Origin of the sequence: Curtobacterium sp. MCPF17_003 (genome assembly GCF_003224385.1) — a bacterium.
Taxonomy (GTDB): domain Bacteria; phylum Actinomycetota; class Actinomycetes; order Actinomycetales; family Microbacteriaceae; genus Curtobacterium; species Curtobacterium flaccumfaciens.
Genome location: NZ_QKLC01000006.1, coordinates 86,305 through 105,774, shown reverse-complemented (window position 1 = coordinate 105,774; position 19,470 = coordinate 86,305). Strand labels below are relative to the sequence as shown.

The window sequence follows — 19,470 nt, the reverse complement described above, 5'->3', positions numbered from 1 at the left end:
GAGCGTTCGGTCACCACCAGGTGCCGCGGTAGGTGGGCTTGTAGACCGAGTGGCCGTCCTCGCCTTGCTCCTCGAAGAGGAACCCGTCCTCGACGAGCTGGTGCAGCCAGAGCGCGATGACCTTGAAGATGCCCTTCTGGAGGGGAACACCGTGCTTGCGCAGTGTCGAGGAGACCTGCGGCGGCCCGAACAGAACGCCCTCGTTCGAGGCGAGGTGGTGGAAGAACGCCAGGCACTTCCACCGTTCCGGGACGTAGTTCTCCCAGCCGAGGTTCCGGTCGCGATGTCCGTTGAGGTAGGGGTGCAGGAGCCGCACCGCCGGGTGCTCGGTTCCCCAGGGCTCAGGACCGTCGAGCGCGCGGCGGATGCCGTCGGCCATCAGGACCCGCCGGCGCTTCGCGCGCTCGTCCTCCGCGGCGCGCTCGGCACGAGCGATGCGCTCGCGCTCGGCTGCCTGGGCCAGCTTGAGCTCGAAGAGCCGTTGCTGCTCCTCGTTGTAGGTCGCAAGGCTGGCCTCGGAGCGGATGAGCAAGTCGATGCGGTCGGAGGTGAGGGCCGGGGTCCCGATCCAGAAGTCACCGAGCGGCTGAACTTCGAGCGACGATCCCGTGCCTCGGCCGAGGACATTGACCGGGTGCTCGTGGAGAGGCTCCCCAGTCTCGGCCGACAGCGGATGGTGCTGTTGAACAGCGATGGCGAGCTGCGCGATGTCGGGATTGATGAACAGCAGCGGGACACCGGTGGCGACCACAGCATCGAGGGCCGGATTCGACTTCAACCTCAGATCGGCGTCGAGCTTGAGCTGCTTCCTGGTGTGGCCGAAGAACCACACATCGCGAACGCCTCGGGCACTGTAGCGCTCGTGTCTGTCGGACCACGCGTCGGAGGTGAGTGGCGAGTACTGCACCTCGAACGCAACGCGCTCACCTGACGGATGAGTGATGAGCAGGTCGGCCCGGCTCTCACCGTCCGAGCTGGTGTACTGCTCGCGCTTGACGTGGCAGTTCGGGTAGCGACGGACGAGCCACGATTCGATCAGGGCGCACCCCTGCGAGTGAAAAAGCGACTCGGGCCCATGGCCGCCGGAGGACGAGCGATGGCGCAGGTGGTCGCGCTTGATGGTGCTGTGGACGGTCGTGAGCTGCGCGTCGCAGCCGGGCACCGGGCAGGTGACGTTCGCGACGACGTGGTCGCGCTGCTCGGTGGCCTGGTTCTCCTCGAGTTAGAACAGGCCCCCGGTGCTCCGGTCGAGACCCCACAGGAATCTGGGGTCCCCGTCGGTCTGGAACGTCGCGAGCAGCGCCGCGTGGTCGAAGGCAAAGGACTGCTCCACAGAAGCTGACCGTAGCCGGAACCTGTGACATCGTCAGGTCCCCATCGTGGGGTTGGAAGACGAAGATCCCCGCTGCGCGGGTCTCATCGTATGGGGCGGATAACCGCCGCCGTCAGCTGTAGTCCCCACCGTCGTTGAGCTGGCCGCGGAGCGCCGCCATGACGCTCCGGAGGAGTCGCTGGTGTCGGAAAGGTCCGAGGACGCGATTCCGGCGAGCGATCGGATCTTCGCGACGTCATGGCTGGTCACTCGTCTGGGCGGGGCAGCAGCTCGGCGCGCAACGCCTGGTCCTCGCGGTCATCCACGAGCCCGTCGAGCGGTACCTCCTGCCCCCGAGGCGTGGTTGACCAAAGCGCTTCGACATAGCCAGGTGGGGGTCATCCGTGTCGCGATCGATGGCGCGCGCAGGCGCGGGTCGAGTCGGCGCAGCGACTGCAGACGATGACTGGGGGCGCTCGAGCGAATATAGCGACGACCGAGCCATCTTCGGGGGCTGGACGGTCTCGCCTCACAACGAGACGATGACTCCATGGACATCAAGGGCCGAGACGGCACCGCGACACTCACCGACGAGTACCTCGAGTTCCGCTTCAGCTTCGGCGTGCGCACCACGAAACTCACCAGGAGCGTCCGAGTGCCGTTGACCAGGGTCGAGCGGCTCGAATACGACGACAATCAGCTGCGAGTCCGCGCGAAGGGCTGGTCGTTCACGCCCGAACCGAAAGCCGACGGCCTGACGTTCCGATTCAATCCCGACGGCAGCGGCGACGAACTCGCGGCGACGCTGTCGGAGGCGACAGGTGTGCCGTTCACCGACCTCACGACCGGAGATCTCCAATGGCGCGAGGAGTGGAAGGAACAGATGCGGCGCGAGCGACCGCAGCGTCGGCTCGTCGCGCCGGCGGGCAGTTTCCAGGGCTACTACTTCGAGGGCCGCAACCTCGTACACGGCGCATCGCGCTGGGCGGTGGCCGGAGCGACGGCATCCGTCGACGGCACATCGTCGGAGCGCTCATCGACCGGCCGCACGATCGGGGGCGCGCTCGTCGGCGGCGTCCTCGCTGGAGGAGCGGGTGCCGTCGTCGGCGCCATGGCCGGGTCCGGCGCGACGAAGGACACTTCGAAGCGCTACCTCACCATCGTGACCACCGACGGCACCGTCGTCATCCTGTTCCCCCCGATGCTCGAGACACAGGCTCGAGCCTTCGCTGCGCGCGTGAACTCGTGGGGACGCTGATGCCGTGGACGCGGCAGGCATCCGTGGTCCTGCTCGCAGCGCTTGGCGTAGCCGCCCTCGCAGGCTGCTCGACTACTCCGGAGCCGGCGCACGAGCCGCTCAGCACACGTCCCGCTGGGATGAGCACAGACGCAGAGCAGTTCCTCGGCGGCGCATGGGCGACGAAGCCGACCGAGGGCTGCGACAACGACTCGTCTGCGGCGAAGACGTACTGCTGGACCGTTGAGGTCAGCCATGACTCTGCGTGCAGGAAGGGCTTCGCCTTCGAGTGGCAGTGGGAGGACGAGTACGGCGACGTCAAGCTCACCGGGCGCGAGCGCCTGAAGTCGATGCGCTCGGGGCACTTCCAGACGGTGCCGTTCAACATCTTCACGAAGAGCTCGAACGGTGCCTACACCCCGAGCGTCGGTGCAGGCGGCGAGGCAACGGTGACGAGCGCCCGCTGCATCTGAGCGGCACAGGGCCCGATCCCGAACGAGTGCCGCTCGAACGCGGAGTCGAGACACGTGGGTGGTGCTCCGTACGCTAACCACGTGGGGAAGATCAACTGGCGCGGCCTCTGGGGGCGGACGAGTCGCGCCATCGAGTTCGAGCGCGGCGACCAGCCGCGGAACGTCAGCGTCGACACTGCGCTCATCATTGAGGCCGCTCGGCACGTGGTGACGACGCGGGTCGCGACGCGCGCGTCGCTCGTCCGACACCTGCAGGTCGCGCCAACGGTGGCCGATCAGCTCCTCGCGCGCCTCGAGCACTGCGAGGTGATCGCGTCGGCGGCCCCGGGGCAAGCGCACCGCGTGCTGTCGACTTCGGGCGAGCTGCCCGGCATCATCGACGAGTTCCGTCACCGGGAGCATTGCGACGCACAGTAGGGCGATGCTGCGGCTTGAGGGTCGCTCGTCTCGCCTACGGTGGAAGTATGCCCGAGACCAAGACCGTCCACATCTGGATGCTTGACGGACGGTCGCTCTGCGATCGCCGCCCGTTCCCGTCGCACCGCGGCGACAGCGAGGAGCAGTACGCGGCCGCGATAGCAGAAACCGAGAGCGCGCCGGCGTGCGGTGCGTGTCTTGTGCTCGCCGCCCGGATCCGCCGCGAGGCGGCCGCGATCATCGAGCGCCACCCCGCGGTGCAGCCGGAGCGTGCCAGCGACGCTTGGGAGAGCCTCCGCGAGACGCGATGGGCACACTACTTCGATCTCGACGCGTTCAGCGGCGCCGCTGAGCACGTCGACGAGAACACGAAGTTCGACTCGATGAAGGAGCCGCTGCACCAGAACACGGTGATGGAGCTCGTCGAGCAGTGGGACGAGGAAGTCCTCAGGACGGGCATCGCGCGCGAGGAGCTCGGCGGCAAGAGCACGCCACGGGTGTCCTGATGGTCTGGGACTTCCTCCGCGGACTCGCGAACGCGGTGCGGACCGACGGCAATGGCGCCGAGAGCGGCTACGACGCCTCGAAGCTCGAGCACTTTCACTGGAGGTGCGAGTGCGGCAGTCACTCGCGAGGCGGATGGGTGCTTCGGTCGGATGCCGAGCAGGGAGCATTCCTACACCGCAACAGGAAGGGACTGCCGCACCCTGAGCCCGAGATCTACTCCACTCCGACCGGCCTGGAGTAGCCCGGAAGCTACATCGGCTCTTCGCGGATGATCTCGACACGCCGCGTCTCGCCCGGACGGAGCGGGCGCTCCGGCGTCTGCGGCTGCGGCTGCGACGGGCCGTACGGTTCCTCGCGGACGATCTGTGTGACCGTGCGCGCTCGGCCACCGGCCGGTGAAGTTCGGCGACCAGGCCGCGGCGACGACGGGGTGGAGGACGCCGTGCGCGTGGACGCGTTGCGCACGGCCGCCCGAAGGTCTTCTGCCGCCCGATTCCGGGAAGCTGCCGGTCGTCGCGGCGGCTCGGCCGCCTGGGGAGAGCCCACCTAGAAGTGCGGAGACAGAACGGCTGCAATCGCGTGGCCGTCGCCGAAGCCGTCCCAGCGGACGAAGATCTGCTTGTCGCGGTCTCGAAAGATGTGGGTGAGCAGCACGCCGCGGGTGCCGCCGGGCACCGTCACTAAGTGGCTGACGATGCCGTGAGGGGCCGAGACCGTCGGGGTGCAACCCTCGTGGCATCGCACGTCAGCCAGGCATCCGGCTGGGGAGCGCTTCGGTACCTGTACACGCTCCGCGGCGGCGGGATGATCCACACGAACGACGCACACGGGAAGACCGAGCAGTGGCAGCTCACGCAGATGCGCGTCAGCGAGCACACCGACTTCCCGCGGTCACGAGCGCGTGAAGCACATCGAGTCGGTCGTCTATTACGTTCATGACTCTCATGACCAGGCCGCTCTCGAGCCGGACGGACCATTCGAGCTTTTCGCGGGTGATCTCGGTGCCCACTTGCTCACCAGCGTGACGAACGACGCGGCTACCGTGTCGGCGAGCGACCGCACGTGCCGCACGTACCGCGTTCGAAGTAAAACTCCTTCATGTGCGTGTGCGCGCATACCCGCGCGTGGAGATCTCACGAGGAAGCTGTACCTGCGGTTCATCTCCCCTCGTCCAAGACCTAGGTTCTCGAAAAATCAACATCTAGCCGCATTGGACACCATCGAATGGTGCGGTCGGGATCTACGGCTTGCGCCGAGTGCGCAACTGACGTAGCCGCAAACACTTTCGCCCCACGCCGTCGAACGTCGTGGCGCGATTCATCCATCATCTGCAAGAGTTGGCGCGCATCCCGCGCCGAATAGGAGAGACCTCAAATGGCACAACGCGTTACCACCACCCTGATCGACGACATCTCCGGTGAGACCATCAACGACGGCGAAGGTCGCACCGTGCAGTTCGGGTTCGACGGCCAGGCGTACGAGATCGACCTCTCCGACGACAACGTCGACGCATTCCGCGAGAAGATCTCCGACTTCATCGCAGCCGCTCGGAAGACCAGCGGCAGCCGCACGGTGAGAGGCGCCGGCACTGCTACGAAGCCCGGACGCACCGACCCCGACGAGCTTGCGAAGATCCGCGAATGGGCGTCGAAGAACGGGCACGAGGTCTCGTCCCGCGGTCGCATCGCCCAGGCTGTCCGCGACGCCTACAACGCCGCGCACTAATCGCCGGCGGCCCCAGCGGCGCCTCTCAGCGTTGAGGCGGCGCCGCTCGGTGCTTCACCGCGGCCCGCCAGACGACGGGGCGCTGAGGATGACCTCGCCAGTCCCACCGGACCTCGACGGCGTCCTGAGTCATGGCGACGGCCTCGCCGGCCACACGGCGCTCGAACGTCCGGAACTGCAGCCAGACCCACACCGGCAGCGGTTCTTCGAGCTTGCGCCAGTCGGAGCCGGCTGCCTCCGCTGAGAGGGAGAGGGCGTCGCTTCCGACGAGAACTTCCTCTGCTGTCCCCGACCGAGGCGGCTTCCAGATCTCCCCCGCCGGCATGCCGGTCAGCGCTCCCGACCGGCGACGGTCACCGCCCCGGCCCAGACCCACACCCGGTACGACGAGCCGTCGCGCCTGGTGACCTCGACCTGGCGAGCTCGATCCGTGTAGGCGACGACCACCGCGCGCTCTTGCACCGACTGCTCCGGAAAGCGCAACCAGACGTCGACGGGCTCACCGTCCGTGACCTCGCAGACGGGATCGTCCGCGAGCTCGTCCTTGGTGAGCGTGACCGGCCGAGGCCTGGTCAGGAACTCGTTGATCGCGGCACGGCTGACGTCGGTGCCGTGCCTCGCGTTCTTGCCCATGGGGCCATCATCGCACTCAATCGAACGTTTGTTCGACTAGCGCTGGCGCCTTAGCGGCATGGCCAGCCTCGCCGAATCGCTACGCTCGGCCCATGCTCCTCAGCACTCCTCGCGGCTTCCGCGATCCGGCACGCGTTGCCGAGCGGCGTCAGCTGCTTGGCACCGCCGAGGACACCCTCCCTCTCGAGGCTTGGGCTCGCGACGTCGAGGATCGGCGGCGTGCGCGTCAGCCGGAGATCGTCGTGCCGCACTTCGACCCCGCTGAGACAGGCGTCCGGTCGCAGGTCCTGCTGCTGCTCGAGGCGCCGGGCCCGAAGAGCGTCCCGGAGTGGGGCGGCTCCGGGTTCATCTCGGTCGACAACGACGACCCGACGGCGCAGAACCTCTGGCGCACGCGCGACGAGGTTGGCCTCCACCGCGGAGTCCTCGCATGGAACATCGTGCCCTGGGTCCTCGGACGCGCGTCCGTGAAGCCGACGCCCGTGGACCTCGCTCAGGGCGCCGTCGAACTGCGGGGGCTCCTCGGGCTCCTGCCTGACCTCCGCGCCATCGTCCTGTCGGGCCAGAAGGCTCAGGCTGGCTAGGACACCTACCTCGACCTCGCGATCGGCGATCGCTACCGAGTGCTGCGCACCGTGCACCCAGCCGGTCAGTCGTTCGCGCAAGCCGGCGCGAAGGAGCACTTCATCGCGACGCTGACCAAGGCCGCGACGTTTGTCGACCAACCGGACAGCTGACCTCCTCCGAGCGGTCTCGGATCCTGTGTAGCGTCGCGGCATGAACTGGTGGGAAGCTCCGTGGTGGGCCGGAGTGCAAGGCGTCACCTCCATCCTGGGCGCCTTTGCCATCCCCGGCATACCCCCGGTGCTCGACGCCCGCTCAGATCCTGAGACGCTCGAGCTCCGCGTTCCTCGCGACCTGCTGCCTTCGGTGTGGATCGGCGTCGAGTGGGTCGTCCCGCGCCGATACGGCTCCTTTGCCGCGGCCGCTCGCGTCGAGGTGAAGCAAAACGGTGCCTACGAGCGCTGGGAGATCTCCCGCTGGTGGCGTTGGCCCCGGAAGGAAGCCGGTCGTTGGATCCGAGGACGCGACATCAGCGTGCGAAGTCCGCTGCGCGGTCCTCGCTGATCTTCATGCAAAGCGCGCTCGCGCGGCCTCTGCAACGAAAGTGTCCCCGCCGAAGAGGAAGTGCTCGCGTCTGAGGTTGCACCATCGGTGCGTCGCACGAAGGTTGTCGAGTTCGTCGCCGCCACCCTCGGTTACGCGAACGATGTGATCGACAGCCGGTGCACGATCGTCGAACGGTAGCGCCTCACGGTCGATCGGAATCTCGCAGATCTGGCACACCCAGCCGTCGCGCTCCAGGACGATCGGACGGTTCCTTTGGAACTGCGGTGTCACGTCCCTCGATCGCGCCTGAGGCGCGAGCCGGAGCCGCGGGGGAGCGTCTCCTCGAGCTTGCTTGCACCTCGAGCACCCGCATCCAACCGGTCTTCCGGAGTGGTCGATGATTTTCCGTCGGCAGTCTTCATGATCGCGCGCGAAGCCAGCGGAGATCTCTTCCCACTCGCCAGTGACATGCGCGAGGAATCGCTCGTCATGACTCAACGGCAACGCGCCATCACATCCGTCGCAGCGACCGGTGCGAGCAGCCATGTACAGGAGGCGACACTCGTCAGAGCAGTACTTCCGGTTGCGAAGGTGCGTTGGATACGCGACTCCGCACCCACCGCAACGGAACGCGGCGAGAGGTCGATCCGCTGCAAGAGGGCGAGACATCAATCTCCGATCGTGGTCTGACTTTTCTCGACCGTAGCGGCCCCGTCGGCGCGTAGTACGACCCACGGATACGGTTTCGGGTGCGACTCCATCACGACGCGCGAGGCACGTTCGCTCGCACATCGCCAGCCTGGGCCTCGTCGAGCTCCCAGCGCTCGTAGTCCACGTGCCCTGGGTACATCGAGCGCAGGTAGTCCCGCACCACCTTCCCCGGCCGGGACTCGTTCGTGTAGCCGAGCTGGGCTGCCAGCTCTCGTGGTGTGTACGTCGTCATCGTTGCTCTCCCTCGCCTTCTCGCCCGAGCAGCCGTCGAAGCCAGCCCGGTCGCGTCCCGGTCTCGGTGCTCGCTTCCGGCACTGGGGGCTCCCCCGGCACCGGCGACGGCAAGCTCACCGTCACGGTCAGCTCGCGCTCCGCCGGGTCAGGCATCGGTGTCATCGGCCGGTCCGACGGCACGTAGTTGTCTGGCACCACGAACCCGCCGCAGTTGACGACCTCGCCGGCAGCGCTGATGGTGACACTCTGCACGTGCAGCGTCCCGTCGTCGAAGTCGAACGGACTCGCGCTGTCGCGTGCGTACGCGGTCTCCTCGCGGAGGTTCTTCGACCAGGTGAGCCGCCCCACCGTGCCTGCGACCGACGATGCCCACCAGTGAGCACCGTCCCACTTGACACGGAGCTCGTCGCCGACGCGCACCTCGCGCATGTGCTCGGTCACGCTCGAGCGGTAGAGGTTCGACGCCCGCGGCGTCCCGCGACCCGCGTAGACGCTCGCCAGGAGCCCCGTCATCCCGAAGCGACGGTCGCCGTTCTTGTGCACGGAGCCGAGCTGCGGGTGGCCGTCAGCGACTGCGGGCGACGTCACGACACTCCCTGACTCCTCGTCACGGACGGGACTCGCAGACCGCCGTGTCCGGGAACACGCCGCAGACGATCTCGAGGTCCTCTTCGCCGGTGGCTCGCGTCATGCCGAGCACACTCGGGTGCTTCGCGAACGCCTTGTTCCAGTCATCGGCGTCCCGGCACATGTCGAGGCTCCGCTCGACGTAGAAGTCAGCGTTGTAGTCCGCGTCGGAAGCCTGCTGCTCGGCCTGCTCCATCGCCATCGTGCACTTGGCGGTCGGCCCGATGGCCGTGCCGATCTTGACCGCGCCGATGATACCGCCGAGTACGGCGAGGGTCAGCACGGGCAGCAAGATCGCGCTCCCCCATGGCAGCAGCTGCTTCCGCTTCACGACCGGGCGAGCCTCAGGCGCAGCCTCTCCGTCTTGAAGCCACCGCTGACCGGTCCAGTAGCGGTAGGTGTCCAAGCGCCACGGGTGCAGATGCCACCCGATGCGCCGACCCGACTGCCGAGGATCCGTCATGACGCGATTCTCGCAGAGATCGCCGGACCCGGTAGTCCCTCGCGACCGCCACCGTCGTCAGGTACCACGAGCCCGCCTTCGAGCTCGCACACAATCGTGTCGTTGAACTCACTACTTGTCCCGGATGCAGCCTCTCGAACCTGGCCTCGGGATGCGAGTCGCCGGAGCTCGGCAAGCATCCTCCGAGAGTCATCCTACGTTCACGCTCCGGATCGCCGCGGAAGCGAAGAAGACCATCCGGGATCACCTTGAGCGCCGATTTGGGTTCTCGAGCTCTACCATTTACCCGGACCTATTCGGACTAGCAAACGAGGTTCTGAAGACCAAGCCGTAACGTAGGGTCGAGCGCAGGACGCGCACTAGCCTCTCCCCCATGGAAGCGTTTGAGCAGTTCGTGGCGCTAGCGATGGAGACGGAAGGCCTGGTGGTCTCGAGCGCGCTGAAGTTCCCAGTCAGACGTCGCACTCGGAAGGCCGCGTACGAGGAGTGGCAGACCCATGGCTTCGAGGTTGATCTCGTGGGCGCCCGTGCCGACCGGCTCGTGCTGGTCACGGTGAAGTCCTTCTTCGGGTCCCGCGGCGTGGTCGCGTCCCACGTTCGCGGGGAAACCGCCGAACAACGATTCAACGCGCTGTACGCACTGATCAATGACAGCGTGGTACGAGACGCGGTGGTTCAGGGCGCCGCCGAGCGGTTCGGCTTTGCAGTCGACCAGGTCGAGCTACGGCTGTACGTCGGCCGGTTTGCGGGTGGCACGAACGAGGCGGAAGTTCGACAGTGGTGCGCCACGCAAGTGGTCGGCGCAGGGCCAATAACGGTGGTTGGCGCGACCGAGGTGGTCAAGACGGTTCGTACGGTCGCGCAGTCAAAGCAGTACCGGGATGACGCAGTCCTCGCGACGCTGAAGCTTCTGGACGTAGCCGGTGCACTGACCTGACGCCGGCCTTCACCCCGGCGACGACCTGGACGAGTCGAGCCAAGGTGATCGCAACCGGCAGCCTCTCCCGCGGTCCTCTAGGTTGGCAGCATGAAGCCATTGAAGGTTGCTCGGGAACAGCAGATCGCGGTGTTCGGCGAGTCCGGCAGCGGGAAGACCGTGTTGCTCTCGTCGTTCTACGGCGCCGCACAAGAACCAGCCTTCATCAAGAAGAGTCTGTACAAGATCACCGCGGACACGGCCGCGCAGGGCCTGCGGCTGCATCAAAACTACCTCGGCATGAAGAACTCTGGCGCGACCCCGGCCACGAACCGGTTTTCGGCCACGAAGTACGTGTTCTCAGTCAAGCAGCGCCCCAACCCTGTGTCCAAGGGCAAGAAGGCAGCAGCCGAGGAACTGCGGCTGGTGTGGCACGACTACCCCGGCGAGTGGTTTGAGGAAGAACCGTCAACCGAGGAAGAACTTGACCGACGTGCGGAGACGTTCAGAGGGCTGGTCACGTCCGATGTGGCAGTGCTGCTCGTGGACGGGCAACGACTCGTTGACAACACTGGTGAGGAAGAGCGGTATCTCAAAGCCCTGCTGACCAACTACATCGCCCACGTGTCCAGGGTCCGCAACGAGCTCCTGCCAGTTGGGCATCGACTTGTCCGGTTCCCCAGGGTCTGGATCCTCGGACTGTCGAAGGCGGACCTCTTGCCGGCGCTGAATGCGACAGCGTTCAGGGACCTGCTGGTGGAGAAGGTTGGGCAGGAGATGACGCTCTTGCGGGAGGAGCTTGCGGCGTTCGCTGAGGAGCCGGAGGCGTTCTCGTTGGGTGAGGACTTCGTCCTGCTTTCCTCAGCGAAGTTCGAACCGGGCCGGATCGACTTCGGCGAGCAGATCGGGGTGCCGCTGATGCTGCCGATCGCCGCGATGCTGCCGCTCTCGCGGCAGCTGCGCTGGGCGAAAGCGGTCCGCCACGGCGGGAAGGTCGCAACCGAACTCATGAAAAACGCCGGAACCGCGATCTCGTTCCTCAGCGCGTTCGCCGGAAAGCTTCCGGGCAAGCTCAAGCTGCTCCCCGCCCTCGTGCCGTTCGTCGTCGACCCGCTCATCGAGCACGGCACGGAGAAGCTGCAGGATGCGTACGACAAGGCAGCAGACCGCCACGACTTCCTCACCGCCGTGCTGCTCGGCTTCCGCCTCGATCTCAACCGTGCTGTAGAGAACGACGTCCTCATCGAGAGTCCGAAGTGAATCTCATCTGGGCCACCCGAGGGAGAACCTGGGGGTTCCGGTTCCTTCGCACTGGCGGCCTAGAGAATCCGCTCGAGGTGTACGAGGACGCGTTCGTCGGTTTGGATGGAGCTCCTCTTGCGTTTACCCAGCGGGCCGCGACGCTCGCGGTGCGGTTCCCTGATCCGGAGCAGCGGAAGGACCGCGCCGGCCGGGTCATCCCCCACGAGTTCGTCGTGCTTGCCCCCGATCACCTTCGCTTTGCCGACTACGACAGCGCGCGTGCTGAACTCTGGCACGCGGTCGAGACGGAATACGCCTCGATCTGGGACCAGCCAGGCACCTTAAGGAGTCAGTAACCCTGCCCAGTCGCTGAAGCGATCGAGGTGGCGCCCACTCTCACAGGACCGTCGTTCTCGAGCTAGCTAAGGAACGATCCGATGAGCCAGATTGGCACCATCACGACGACTACTAGCAGCAGGACAACCATCAACACCGCATCGATGATCGCCCAGAACGTGTCGACAAGAACCCGAAGCGGCCAGAAGACCGCGTGAGATAGCCTGCTGCGCTCCTGCCTCCCGCGCCTTCGCTGACGCACTGCCCGAAGGCGATCCAGCAAGTTGCGCATCAGTGTCGTGCAGCCGTTCGGCGGCCGAGGCATCAGAGCGTCCTCGCGGAACCGCTGCCAGCAACAGTCGTTCCTCTGGCCGACGTATGCCGTAAGAAGGTGGCGGGGTTCACTTTCGCAGACTAGGCCAAGGAAGCCGATGCTGCATCATCGTCTCGCACGGCAGGGACCTAGCGCCGTCCTTCCCCTCAGATGCCGCGGGCGTTGTACCGATGAGGGCCAGAGAACCAGAGCCCGCTCTCCCACGACCGTCGATACTCACCGAGGTAGCCGACGTCGTGAGCAAATACGCGAACGCGCCACGTCGGCCGGTAACGAGCAGGCAGCCCCAGTCCCTCTCGAAGGACGCGGAACGCGGTGCCGAACGACTCGACCTCGAGGACTGCCCACTCTGCCTCGGCTTCCGCATACCATCGATACGCACCGACAGGATCTTGCTCAATTTCCTTCAGGTGGTCACCCATCTCGAGGTGAAGGCCGAATGGCCCCCATGATCTCAGCAATAGGTGCTTGTTGTCCGTCAACCAACGGCTCCATCGCGAGTCAGGCGGCACTGACGAGGCAGCATCCTGCTTCGGGTAGATCGATGTGGGGTTTTGCCCTCCAGGTGCGGCCATCGACCAAGCCAGATAGCTCTCGATAGCGCCGTCGTGATCCCAGACGGATCGGAGCAGATCAAGTCTCGGGTGCTCAGCGTGCTCGCGACCCTCAGCCATCCACCACTGAAGACCGAGAACGTGCCGGCGCCACCCAAGCACGTAGGTCATGTATCCCTGCAGAGCGGTCCAGTACCCGAGCGACGGCGATGACGTTCGATCGACGCCAGCGGCGGGCCGCTCTGGAAAACGGGCGCGTTCCGGGTCCGCGAGGGCACTGAACACGTATCGCATCGCCCACGTCCAGTTGAGGCTGCCAGAGCCAGGCCCGGTCTGGTGAGTGTGCGCGCTCAGCGCAGGGTCCTCGTGAGCGGGGAACCGCTGCACGAACTTCGGTTTGGCCATCCCTTGTCCTATCTCAACGCGCGCCGGTCCCGGGATGCGCAGCGCGAGCGGATCGGCATCAACGCTACTTGCCGAGTCGTCGCGGCGCCGTGCCGTCTACTACGAACACAGGCGCACGGCGCTCCACTCGCAGATCGCAGGACGCCACACAAGTCAAATAGGCTGCTTGCTACGGGCGAGCCCTCGTCCGAGGGGAACCATCAGCACGAACCACCGGCTACGCAGTTTTTCCCAGCTAGCGCAAGACTAGGACACAGACATGGCGAGACTCAGCCTGAAGGCGATCGAGGAGCGTGTTGCACCTCTCGCGAGCCGAGAGACGTACGACCGGGAGTTCATCTTCGATCTGCTAATGGCCTTCGGGAAGCCGCAGGGCAACGTTACAAGACTGCGCAACGGCTCACTGAACGTGGCCGTCGATCCCGAGACTGAAGTAGCACAAAAGAGCGTCGTCTACTTCAGCGAAACCGACGGCGACCCGCTGCACATCGTGGAGGAGAGGAAGACATCCCCCGCCGTCGTCCGCTACAGCACCCGATTTGTCATCGCAACCGACTACATCGACATCGTCGCCCACGACATCAAGACGAACGAAACGATTGGCTTCCCGATTCGGGAGATTGACCAGCACTTTACCTTCTTCTTGCCTTGGGCCGGCATGGAAAAAGCACAGTACGTTGCGGAGTCTCACGCCGACGTCAAGGCGGCCGAGCGCATGGGCAAGCTTTTCGACGAGTTGCTGCACGCGAACCCAGGGATCTTCGACGACGAGCGCGGACGTCACTCACTCAACGTCTTCTTCACCCGGCTGCTGTTTTGCTTTTTCGCCGAAGACACCGGAATCTTCAGCGAGAATCAGTTCACAAACGCGGTTGGATCTCAGACGCAGCCCGACGGCTCAGATCTCGCCGAGTTCATGACCGATCTGTTCGCAGCGCTGGACACCGCGGATCCCGCGGACAAACCGAACCACCTCGTCGAGTTCCCGTACGTGAACGGCCGGCTGTTCACCGTGAAGGATGATCAGGTGGTGCCTCGCTTCACTAAGCGTGCTCGCGACGAATTGATCGCATCCGGAACACTCATCTGGCGCGACATCAATCCCGACATCTTCGGCTCGATGTTCCAGGCGATCGTAACGCCGGGTAAACGTAGCGACCTGGGGCAGCACTACACGTCGGTGCCGAACATCTTGAAAACAATTGAGCCACTATTCCTCGACGCTCTCAAAGCGGAGCTCGACTCAGCTTACAAAAGCGAGCGGCGTCTCGTTCGTCTGCTCGACAGGGTTGCCTCGATAAAGGTATTCGATCCGGCCTGCGGATCCGGCAACTTCCTCGTCATCGCATACAAGGAACTCCGCAAGCTTGAGCACGCAATTCTCGAACGACTCGCCGACCTTAGTCCGATGCACCAAGTACTCTGGGCCGAATCCAAAATTAGTATCGAGAACTTCTACGGCATAGAGCTGGACGACTTCGCGACTGAAGTTGCAGTGCTATCGCTGTGGATTGCCAAGCACCAGATGAACAGCGAGTTCCGCGACAAATTTGGCGTCTCGATTCCGCTGATCCCCCTCAAGGAGTCCGGTCAGATTCGGGCGGGCAACGCCGCCCGCGTCGACTGGAACGAAGTATGCTCGAACGACGGCGATTCCGAAATCTATCTAATTAGCAATCCGCCGTACTACGGTTCCAAGCGACAGACGTCCGAACAGAAGGCAGACTATGCCTACGTCTTTGGCGAACGCCCGCACTCCAGGAACCTCAATTATATAGCACTATGGTTCATCAAGGGCGCCGACTACATCCAAGGAACGCGTGCCCAACTTGCATTTGTTACGACCAAAACAGTGACCCAAGGTGAACACGTTGGTCTGATGTTCCCAACGATCTTTGCAATGAACTTGGAGATAGGTTTTGCCTATCCCGGTTTTCAATGGGACAACAACGCCAAGAACAATGCTGACGTCACAGTTGCGGTGATTGGTCTGCGACGTGCTAGCAATGACACTAAGTACATTTATGACAAAGGTCTGCGAATTGCAACCGCCAACATAAATGGGTACCTCGCGGACGGCTCCAACGTGTTCGTCACGGCCAGGAGAAATCCGCTTTCGGCATTGCCTGCGATGTCGTTCGGCAGTATGCCCAACGACGGCGGTGGACTTGTACTCAGCGATGTCGAGCGCGATCGGCTGCTAGAAGAAAACCCGGAAGCGGCCGCCTATCTCAAGCGTTTCCTCGGCGCAAGTGAGTTTATTGCTGGCGAGGATCGGTTCGCGCTTTGGATCGACGACTCAGCGGTAGAGTCCGCATGCGCCGTGCCGTGGATCGCTGATCGTGTCGAGCGGGTAAGGCAGAACCGCAAGGAGAGTGGGCGTGAGGCAACACGAAAGCTCGCATCCTTGCCGCACCGCTTCGGTGAGATTAGATATGAAGCGACTGAGTCAATCATGGTGCCCAGCATCTCTTCAGGCCTGCGCAAGTACATCCCTATGGGCTACCTAGATCCTGATACGGTGATCTCCAACAAGGGCTTCGCGATCTACAGAGCGGAACCATGGTTATTCGCAATATTGACGTCGCAGATGCATATGTCCTGGGTAAACGCCGTGTCAGGCCGAATGCGAATTAATTACCAATACTCGAATACCATCGTCTACAACAACTTCCCCGTCCCGCCGCTGTCAGCCGCTCTCAAGGAGTCGCTCACGGCCGCGGCGCTTCGCGTGCTCGATGTGCGCGAGTACCACTGTGAACAGACGCTGGCGGAGCTTTACGATCCGGAAGGGATGCCGCCCGACCTTCGAGAGGCGCACGCGGCGATCGATTTACTGGTCGACTCGATCTACTCGCAGAAGCGGTACGAGACGGACGAACAGCGCCTGTCTGACCTGTTCGCGCTGTACGAGCGTATGACTGCCGAGGAAGCCGCGAAGGCCCCGGCTCAGAAGACCCGGAGGACCGCGGAATGACCACGATCAACCAGCCCGTGAACATAGTCGACGTGACGTACGCGCAGACCAAGGCGTCGGTGAACACTGACCCGCTAGGGATGCGGGAGATGCAGCAACGCGTCTTCGAGCAGCGCGACGCGCAGCACCTGCTGGTCAAAGCCCCGCCCGCGTCGGGCAAGTCCCGCGCATTGATGTTCGTGGCGCTGGACAAGCTCTACAACCAGGGCCGCAAGAAGGTCATCGTGGCGGTGCCGGAGCGCTCGATCGGTGCCTCGTTTGAGTCGACTGCTCTCACGAAGCACGGCTTTTGGGCTGACTGGGAGGTCAAGGACGAACACAACCTGTGCGACGCCGGCTCGTCGGTGGGGAAGGTCGACGCATTTATCGACTTCCTCGAGGGCCCAGACGCGGTGCTCGTGTGCACCCACGCGACGCTTCGCTTCGCCTTCGAGAAGCTAGCCCCGGAGTCGTTCAACGGTACGGTACTGGCCATCGACGAGTTCCACCATGTGTCGGCGGACACGGAAACGTCGCGGCTGGGTGCGTTACTTCGAGACGTGATGAACGGTTCGGACGTGCACATCGTGGCTATGACCGGTTCGTACTTCCGCGGCGATTCGGTGCCGGTGCTGTCACCCGAGGATGAAGCGAAGTTCACCCCGGTGACCTTCAACTATTACGACCAGCTCAACGGGTACGAGTTCTTGCACTCGCTCGGCATCGGGCACCACTTCTACCAGGGCCGGTACACGGACGCGATTGACCAGGTGCTCGACCTGGATAAGAAGACGATTGTTCACATCCCGAGCGTGAACTCCGGCGAGTCCACGAAGGACAAGATTGAAGAGGTCGGCCGGATCATCGACGCGATTGGTCACGTCGAGTCGACCGATCCCGACACAGGCATCATCAGCGTGCGCCGCGAGGACACCGGTGAAATCGTACGGGTGGCGGACCTAGTCGACGACACCGATCAGAAGAAGCGCGGCGACACACTGCACTACCTGTCCCACACCGGGTCGAAGGAACGCGACGGGGTAGACATCATCATCGCCCTCGGCATGGCCAAGGAGGGGTTCGACTGGCCCTTCGCCGAGCACGCCCTGACCGTCGGCTACCGGGCTTCCCTCACCGAGGTGATCCAGATCATCGGTCGCGTGACCCGAGACAGCCCCGGCAAGTCACACGCGCAGTTCACGAACCTCATCGCCGAGCCGGACGCATCGCAGGGCGAGGTGAAGGTGTCGGTGAACAACATGCTGAAGGCGATCACGGCGTCGCTGCTCATGGAGCAGGTGCTCGCACCGAACTTCAACTTCAAGACGAAGAAGTCCGACGACGACGAGCCTGCGAAGAAGGGCGAGCTGAAGATTAAGGGCTTTAAGGAGCCCTCGAGCGACCGTGTGAAGCAGATCGTCGCGACGGACCTGAACGACCTAAAAGCGACGATCCTGCAGGACGACACCTTCGCACGGGCCGCCGCGGGCTCCGTCGACGCCGAGACGACGAACAAGGTGCTGATCCCGAAGATTATCCGTGAGAAGTACCCGGATCTGACCGAGGAGCAGATCGAAGAGGTACGCCAGCAGGTCGTCGTGGACTCGGTCATCAAGAACGGCGAGGTCCGCGAGGTCGGCGACAAGCGCTTCATCAAGATGGCCGAGAAGTTCGTCAACATCGACGAGCTGAACATCAACCTCATCGACTCGGTGAACCCGTTCCAGCGGGCTTTCGAGGTGCTGTCGAAATCGGTCACGCCCTCAGTGCTCCGACTGATCCAGGACACGATCACGTCGACGAAGATCGAGTTCTCGGAGGAGGAAGCGCTGGCGGTGTACCCAAAGATCAAGACCTGGGTGCAGGTGCATGGCAGGCGCCCCGATCCGCGGTCAGACGACCCGGCGGAGAAGCGCATGGCCGCGGCGCTGTTGTTCCTGCAGAAGCTGAAGCAGCAGCGCGAAGCCGAGAAGGCCGCGACGGAGACGGTGGTCGAATGAGCGAGAACGAGACCAGTGAGACATCAGCACCGCTGAGCCTCGACGACATCCTCGACGACGAGCTGCTGATCGCTCCCGAGAAGCCGAAGAAGATCACCTCATCGGACCGCCTCGAGCGGGCCTTCCTCGAGATCGTCGAGTTCCGGCGGACCGAGAAGCGGCTTCCCAGCTCGCAGACGCGCGAGATCGCCGAGCGCAAGCTCGGCGCGCGCCTGGACGGGTTCCTGGCCGACGAGGCGAAGGCAGAGGCGGTCAAGCACCTCGATGAGTTCGGCCTCCTCGAAGCTGCCGAAGCGCCGGCCTCCATCGACGACCTGCTGGAAAGCGATGACCTCGACGAGCTGCTGGGCGATGGCTCCGGGATCCTCGACGTGTCCGACTTGCTGGTGATCAAGCGTCCTGAGTCGGCCGAGTCCGTAGCCCAGCGCGTGAAGGCGAAGGACTTCGAGCAGTTCGAGCCGCTGTTCAAGGCCAAGCACGCTGAGCTGCGCGATGGCACCTTCACTCTGAAGCCGTTCACGGGCATGGACCTGATCCGCGAGGGCGTGTTCTTCGTCCTCAACGGCGTCATGTGCTTCGTCGCCGAGGTCGGCGAAAAGGTCGATTTGGTGATCGGCGGCGAATCGCGCAAAAAGCAGCGTCTGCGCCTGGTGTTCGAGAATGGCACTGAATCGGCGATGTACGACAAGAGTCTCCAGACGCGCATGTACGAGGCCCAGGGTCAGGTGCTCGCCCGCACGGGGCACGACGCCAGCGCCATCCTCGATGCGGACATCGAGAGCGGGCACATCTACGTGCTGCAGTCGATGAGCGCCGATCCACTAATCGCGAACATCGAGGACTTGCACAAGATCGGCTTCTCGACCACGAGCGTCGAGCAGCGCGTGAAGGGCGCATCGACATCGCCCACCTACCTGATGGCTCCAGTTAGGATCGTGGCCGATTACAGGGTGTACAACGTCAAGGCGTCGGCATTGGAGGCTCTGCTGCACCGGGTGTTCGCCGACGTTCGCCTCGATCTCACTCAAGTCGATCGGAAGGGGCGCGACTACGACCCGTCCGAGTGGTTCGTCGTACCCCGCCATGTCATCAATCGAGCCGTCGCCATGATCATGTCGGGCGAGATCGTCGATTACGTCTACGACCGCAACTCCCGTCAGCTCGTGCGCGTTCCGGCTTGCTGAAGGGGTGATGCCGCTACGAATATGACCTGTCCCGCCTGGCCAGCGCCTGGTGGTCGACTTCGGCGTGCGCCAGGTCGCTTGTCGCCCGTCGCGG

Annotated in this window: 21 protein-coding genes; 13 read left to right on the top strand and 8 right to left on the bottom strand. The window is 64.2% G+C overall.

All coding sequences use genetic code 11. The features are described 5' to 3' along the window. Nucleotides 1-10 precede the first annotated feature (10 nt). Entirely contained in the window at nucleotides 11-1,162 is a 1,152-nt protein-coding gene (locus DEJ30_RS08100) for a competence protein CoiA family protein (protein ID WP_110860256.1), read from the bottom strand. 700 nt (nucleotides 1,163-1,862) lie between these two features. Here DEJ30_RS08100 and DEJ30_RS08095 point away from each other — a divergent pair. The 4 genes from DEJ30_RS08095 to DEJ30_RS08080 all read left to right on the top strand — a co-directional run bounded on the left by DEJ30_RS08095 (nucleotide 1,863) and on the right by DEJ30_RS08080 (nucleotide 3,945). Next, nucleotides 1,863-2,570, top strand: coding sequence for a hypothetical protein (locus DEJ30_RS08095; RefSeq protein WP_110860254.1), 708 nt, complete (start codon nucleotides 1,863-1,865; stop codon nucleotides 2,568-2,570). A 119-nt stretch (nucleotides 2,571-2,689) separates the two neighbouring features. Next, nucleotides 2,690-3,022, top strand: coding sequence for a hypothetical protein (locus DEJ30_RS08090; protein WP_110860252.1), 333 nt, complete (start codon nucleotides 2,690-2,692; stop codon nucleotides 3,020-3,022). Between the two features lie 81 nt (nucleotides 3,023-3,103). Then, the gene (locus DEJ30_RS08085) at nucleotides 3,104-3,439 is read left to right on the top strand and encodes a hypothetical protein (protein WP_110860250.1); all 336 of its coding nucleotides are present in this window, start codon (nucleotides 3,104-3,106) and stop codon (nucleotides 3,437-3,439) included. A 47-nt stretch (nucleotides 3,440-3,486) separates the two neighbouring features. Further along, the gene (locus tag DEJ30_RS08080; protein WP_110860248.1) at nucleotides 3,487-3,945 is read left to right on the top strand and encodes a hypothetical protein; all 459 of its coding nucleotides are present in this window, start codon (nucleotides 3,487-3,489) and stop codon (nucleotides 3,943-3,945) included. Between the two features lie 547 nt (nucleotides 3,946-4,492). Here DEJ30_RS08080 and DEJ30_RS18505 read toward each other — a convergent pair. Next, nucleotides 4,493-4,627: a hypothetical protein gene (locus DEJ30_RS18505; protein WP_258369874.1), complete on the bottom strand. Its 135-nt coding sequence runs from the start codon at nucleotides 4,625-4,627 to the stop codon at nucleotides 4,493-4,495. Nucleotides 4,628-5,320: 693 nt separating this feature from the next. Here DEJ30_RS18505 and DEJ30_RS08065 point away from each other — a divergent pair. Beyond that, nucleotides 5,321-5,671 (top strand): Lsr2 family protein, encoded by a 351-nt coding sequence (locus DEJ30_RS08065; protein ID WP_110860242.1) that lies wholly within the window; start codon nucleotides 5,321-5,323, stop codon nucleotides 5,669-5,671. A 330-nt stretch (nucleotides 5,672-6,001) separates the two neighbouring features. Here the strand turns inward: DEJ30_RS08065 and DEJ30_RS08055 are convergent, their stop codons facing one another. Then, nucleotides 6,002-6,304 carry a hypothetical protein gene (locus tag DEJ30_RS08055; RefSeq protein ID WP_110860238.1) on the bottom strand — a complete coding sequence of 101 codons (303 nt, stop codon included), beginning with the start codon at nucleotides 6,302-6,304 and terminating at the stop codon, nucleotides 6,002-6,004. A 92-nt stretch (nucleotides 6,305-6,396) separates the two neighbouring features. Between DEJ30_RS08055 and DEJ30_RS08050 the strand changes: the two genes are divergently transcribed. Both DEJ30_RS08050 and DEJ30_RS17785 read left to right on the top strand, forming a co-directional pair. After that, entirely contained in the window at nucleotides 6,397-6,888 is a 492-nt protein-coding gene (locus DEJ30_RS08050) for a uracil-DNA glycosylase (RefSeq protein WP_110860236.1), read from the top strand. Between the two features lie 193 nt (nucleotides 6,889-7,081). Then, nucleotides 7,082-7,432 (top strand): hypothetical protein, encoded by a 351-nt coding sequence (locus DEJ30_RS17785; protein ID WP_146238523.1) that lies wholly within the window; start codon nucleotides 7,082-7,084, stop codon nucleotides 7,430-7,432. A 3-nt stretch (nucleotides 7,433-7,435) separates the two neighbouring features. Here the strand turns inward: DEJ30_RS17785 and DEJ30_RS18110 are convergent, their stop codons facing one another. From DEJ30_RS18110 to DEJ30_RS08030, 4 genes are all read right to left on the bottom strand, one after another. Further along, the gene (locus DEJ30_RS18110; RefSeq protein WP_181420047.1) at nucleotides 7,436-7,705 is read right to left on the bottom strand and encodes an HNH endonuclease; all 270 of its coding nucleotides are present in this window, start codon (nucleotides 7,703-7,705) and stop codon (nucleotides 7,436-7,438) included. Between the two features lie 469 nt (nucleotides 7,706-8,174). Further along, complete coding sequence (locus tag DEJ30_RS08040) at nucleotides 8,175-8,357, bottom strand: hypothetical protein (RefSeq protein ID WP_110860232.1); 183 nt, start codon at nucleotides 8,355-8,357, stop codon at nucleotides 8,175-8,177. Further along, complete coding sequence (locus tag DEJ30_RS08035; RefSeq protein WP_110860230.1) at nucleotides 8,354-8,947, bottom strand: hypothetical protein; 594 nt, start codon at nucleotides 8,945-8,947, stop codon at nucleotides 8,354-8,356. The genes DEJ30_RS08040 and DEJ30_RS08035 overlap by 4 nt, the downstream gene beginning before the upstream one ends. Before the next feature lie 19 nt (nucleotides 8,948-8,966). Further along, nucleotides 8,967-9,317 (bottom strand): hypothetical protein, encoded by a 351-nt coding sequence (locus DEJ30_RS08030; RefSeq protein WP_110860228.1) that lies wholly within the window; start codon nucleotides 9,315-9,317, stop codon nucleotides 8,967-8,969. A 505-nt stretch (nucleotides 9,318-9,822) separates the two neighbouring features. Between DEJ30_RS08030 and DEJ30_RS08025 the strand changes: the two genes are divergently transcribed. The 3 genes from DEJ30_RS08025 (at nucleotide 9,823) to DEJ30_RS08015 (ending at nucleotide 11,963) form a co-directional block, all read left to right on the top strand. Beyond that, complete coding sequence (locus DEJ30_RS08025; RefSeq protein WP_110860226.1) at nucleotides 9,823-10,386, top strand: hypothetical protein; 564 nt, start codon at nucleotides 9,823-9,825, stop codon at nucleotides 10,384-10,386. A 90-nt stretch (nucleotides 10,387-10,476) separates the two neighbouring features. After that, nucleotides 10,477-11,625, top strand: coding sequence for an ATP/GTP-binding protein (locus DEJ30_RS08020; RefSeq protein WP_110860224.1), 1,149 nt, complete (start codon nucleotides 10,477-10,479; stop codon nucleotides 11,623-11,625). Beyond that, a complete protein-coding gene (locus DEJ30_RS08015; protein ID WP_110860222.1) occupies nucleotides 11,622-11,963 on the top strand; it encodes a hypothetical protein in 342 nt (113 codons plus the stop codon). The genes DEJ30_RS08020 and DEJ30_RS08015 overlap by 4 nt, the downstream gene beginning before the upstream one ends. Before the next feature lie 460 nt (nucleotides 11,964-12,423). Here the strand turns inward: DEJ30_RS08015 and DEJ30_RS17780 are convergent, their stop codons facing one another. Then, complete coding sequence (locus DEJ30_RS17780; RefSeq protein WP_146238522.1) at nucleotides 12,424-13,236, bottom strand: hypothetical protein; 813 nt, start codon at nucleotides 13,234-13,236, stop codon at nucleotides 12,424-12,426. 259 nt (nucleotides 13,237-13,495) lie between these two features. Here DEJ30_RS17780 and DEJ30_RS08005 point away from each other — a divergent pair, with 259 nt between their 5' ends. Genes DEJ30_RS08005 through DEJ30_RS07995 form a run of 3 tightly spaced genes read left to right on the top strand, consistent with a single transcriptional unit; the run spans nucleotide 13,496 to nucleotide 19,376 of the window. Continuing rightward, entirely contained in the window at nucleotides 13,496-16,213 is a 2,718-nt protein-coding gene (locus DEJ30_RS08005; protein ID WP_110860218.1) for a DNA methyltransferase, read from the top strand. Continuing rightward, the gene (locus DEJ30_RS08000) at nucleotides 16,210-18,192 is read left to right on the top strand and encodes a DEAD/DEAH box helicase (protein ID WP_110860215.1); all 1,983 of its coding nucleotides are present in this window, start codon (nucleotides 16,210-16,212) and stop codon (nucleotides 18,190-18,192) included. The genes DEJ30_RS08005 and DEJ30_RS08000 overlap by 4 nt, the downstream gene beginning before the upstream one ends. Beyond that, on the top strand, nucleotides 18,189-19,376 hold the full coding sequence (locus tag DEJ30_RS07995) for a GIY-YIG nuclease family protein (protein WP_110860213.1): 1,188 nt from the start codon (nucleotides 18,189-18,191) through the stop codon (nucleotides 19,374-19,376). Before DEJ30_RS08000 ends, DEJ30_RS07995 begins: the two co-directional genes overlap by 4 nt. Nucleotides 19,377-19,470: the final 94 nt, after the last annotated feature.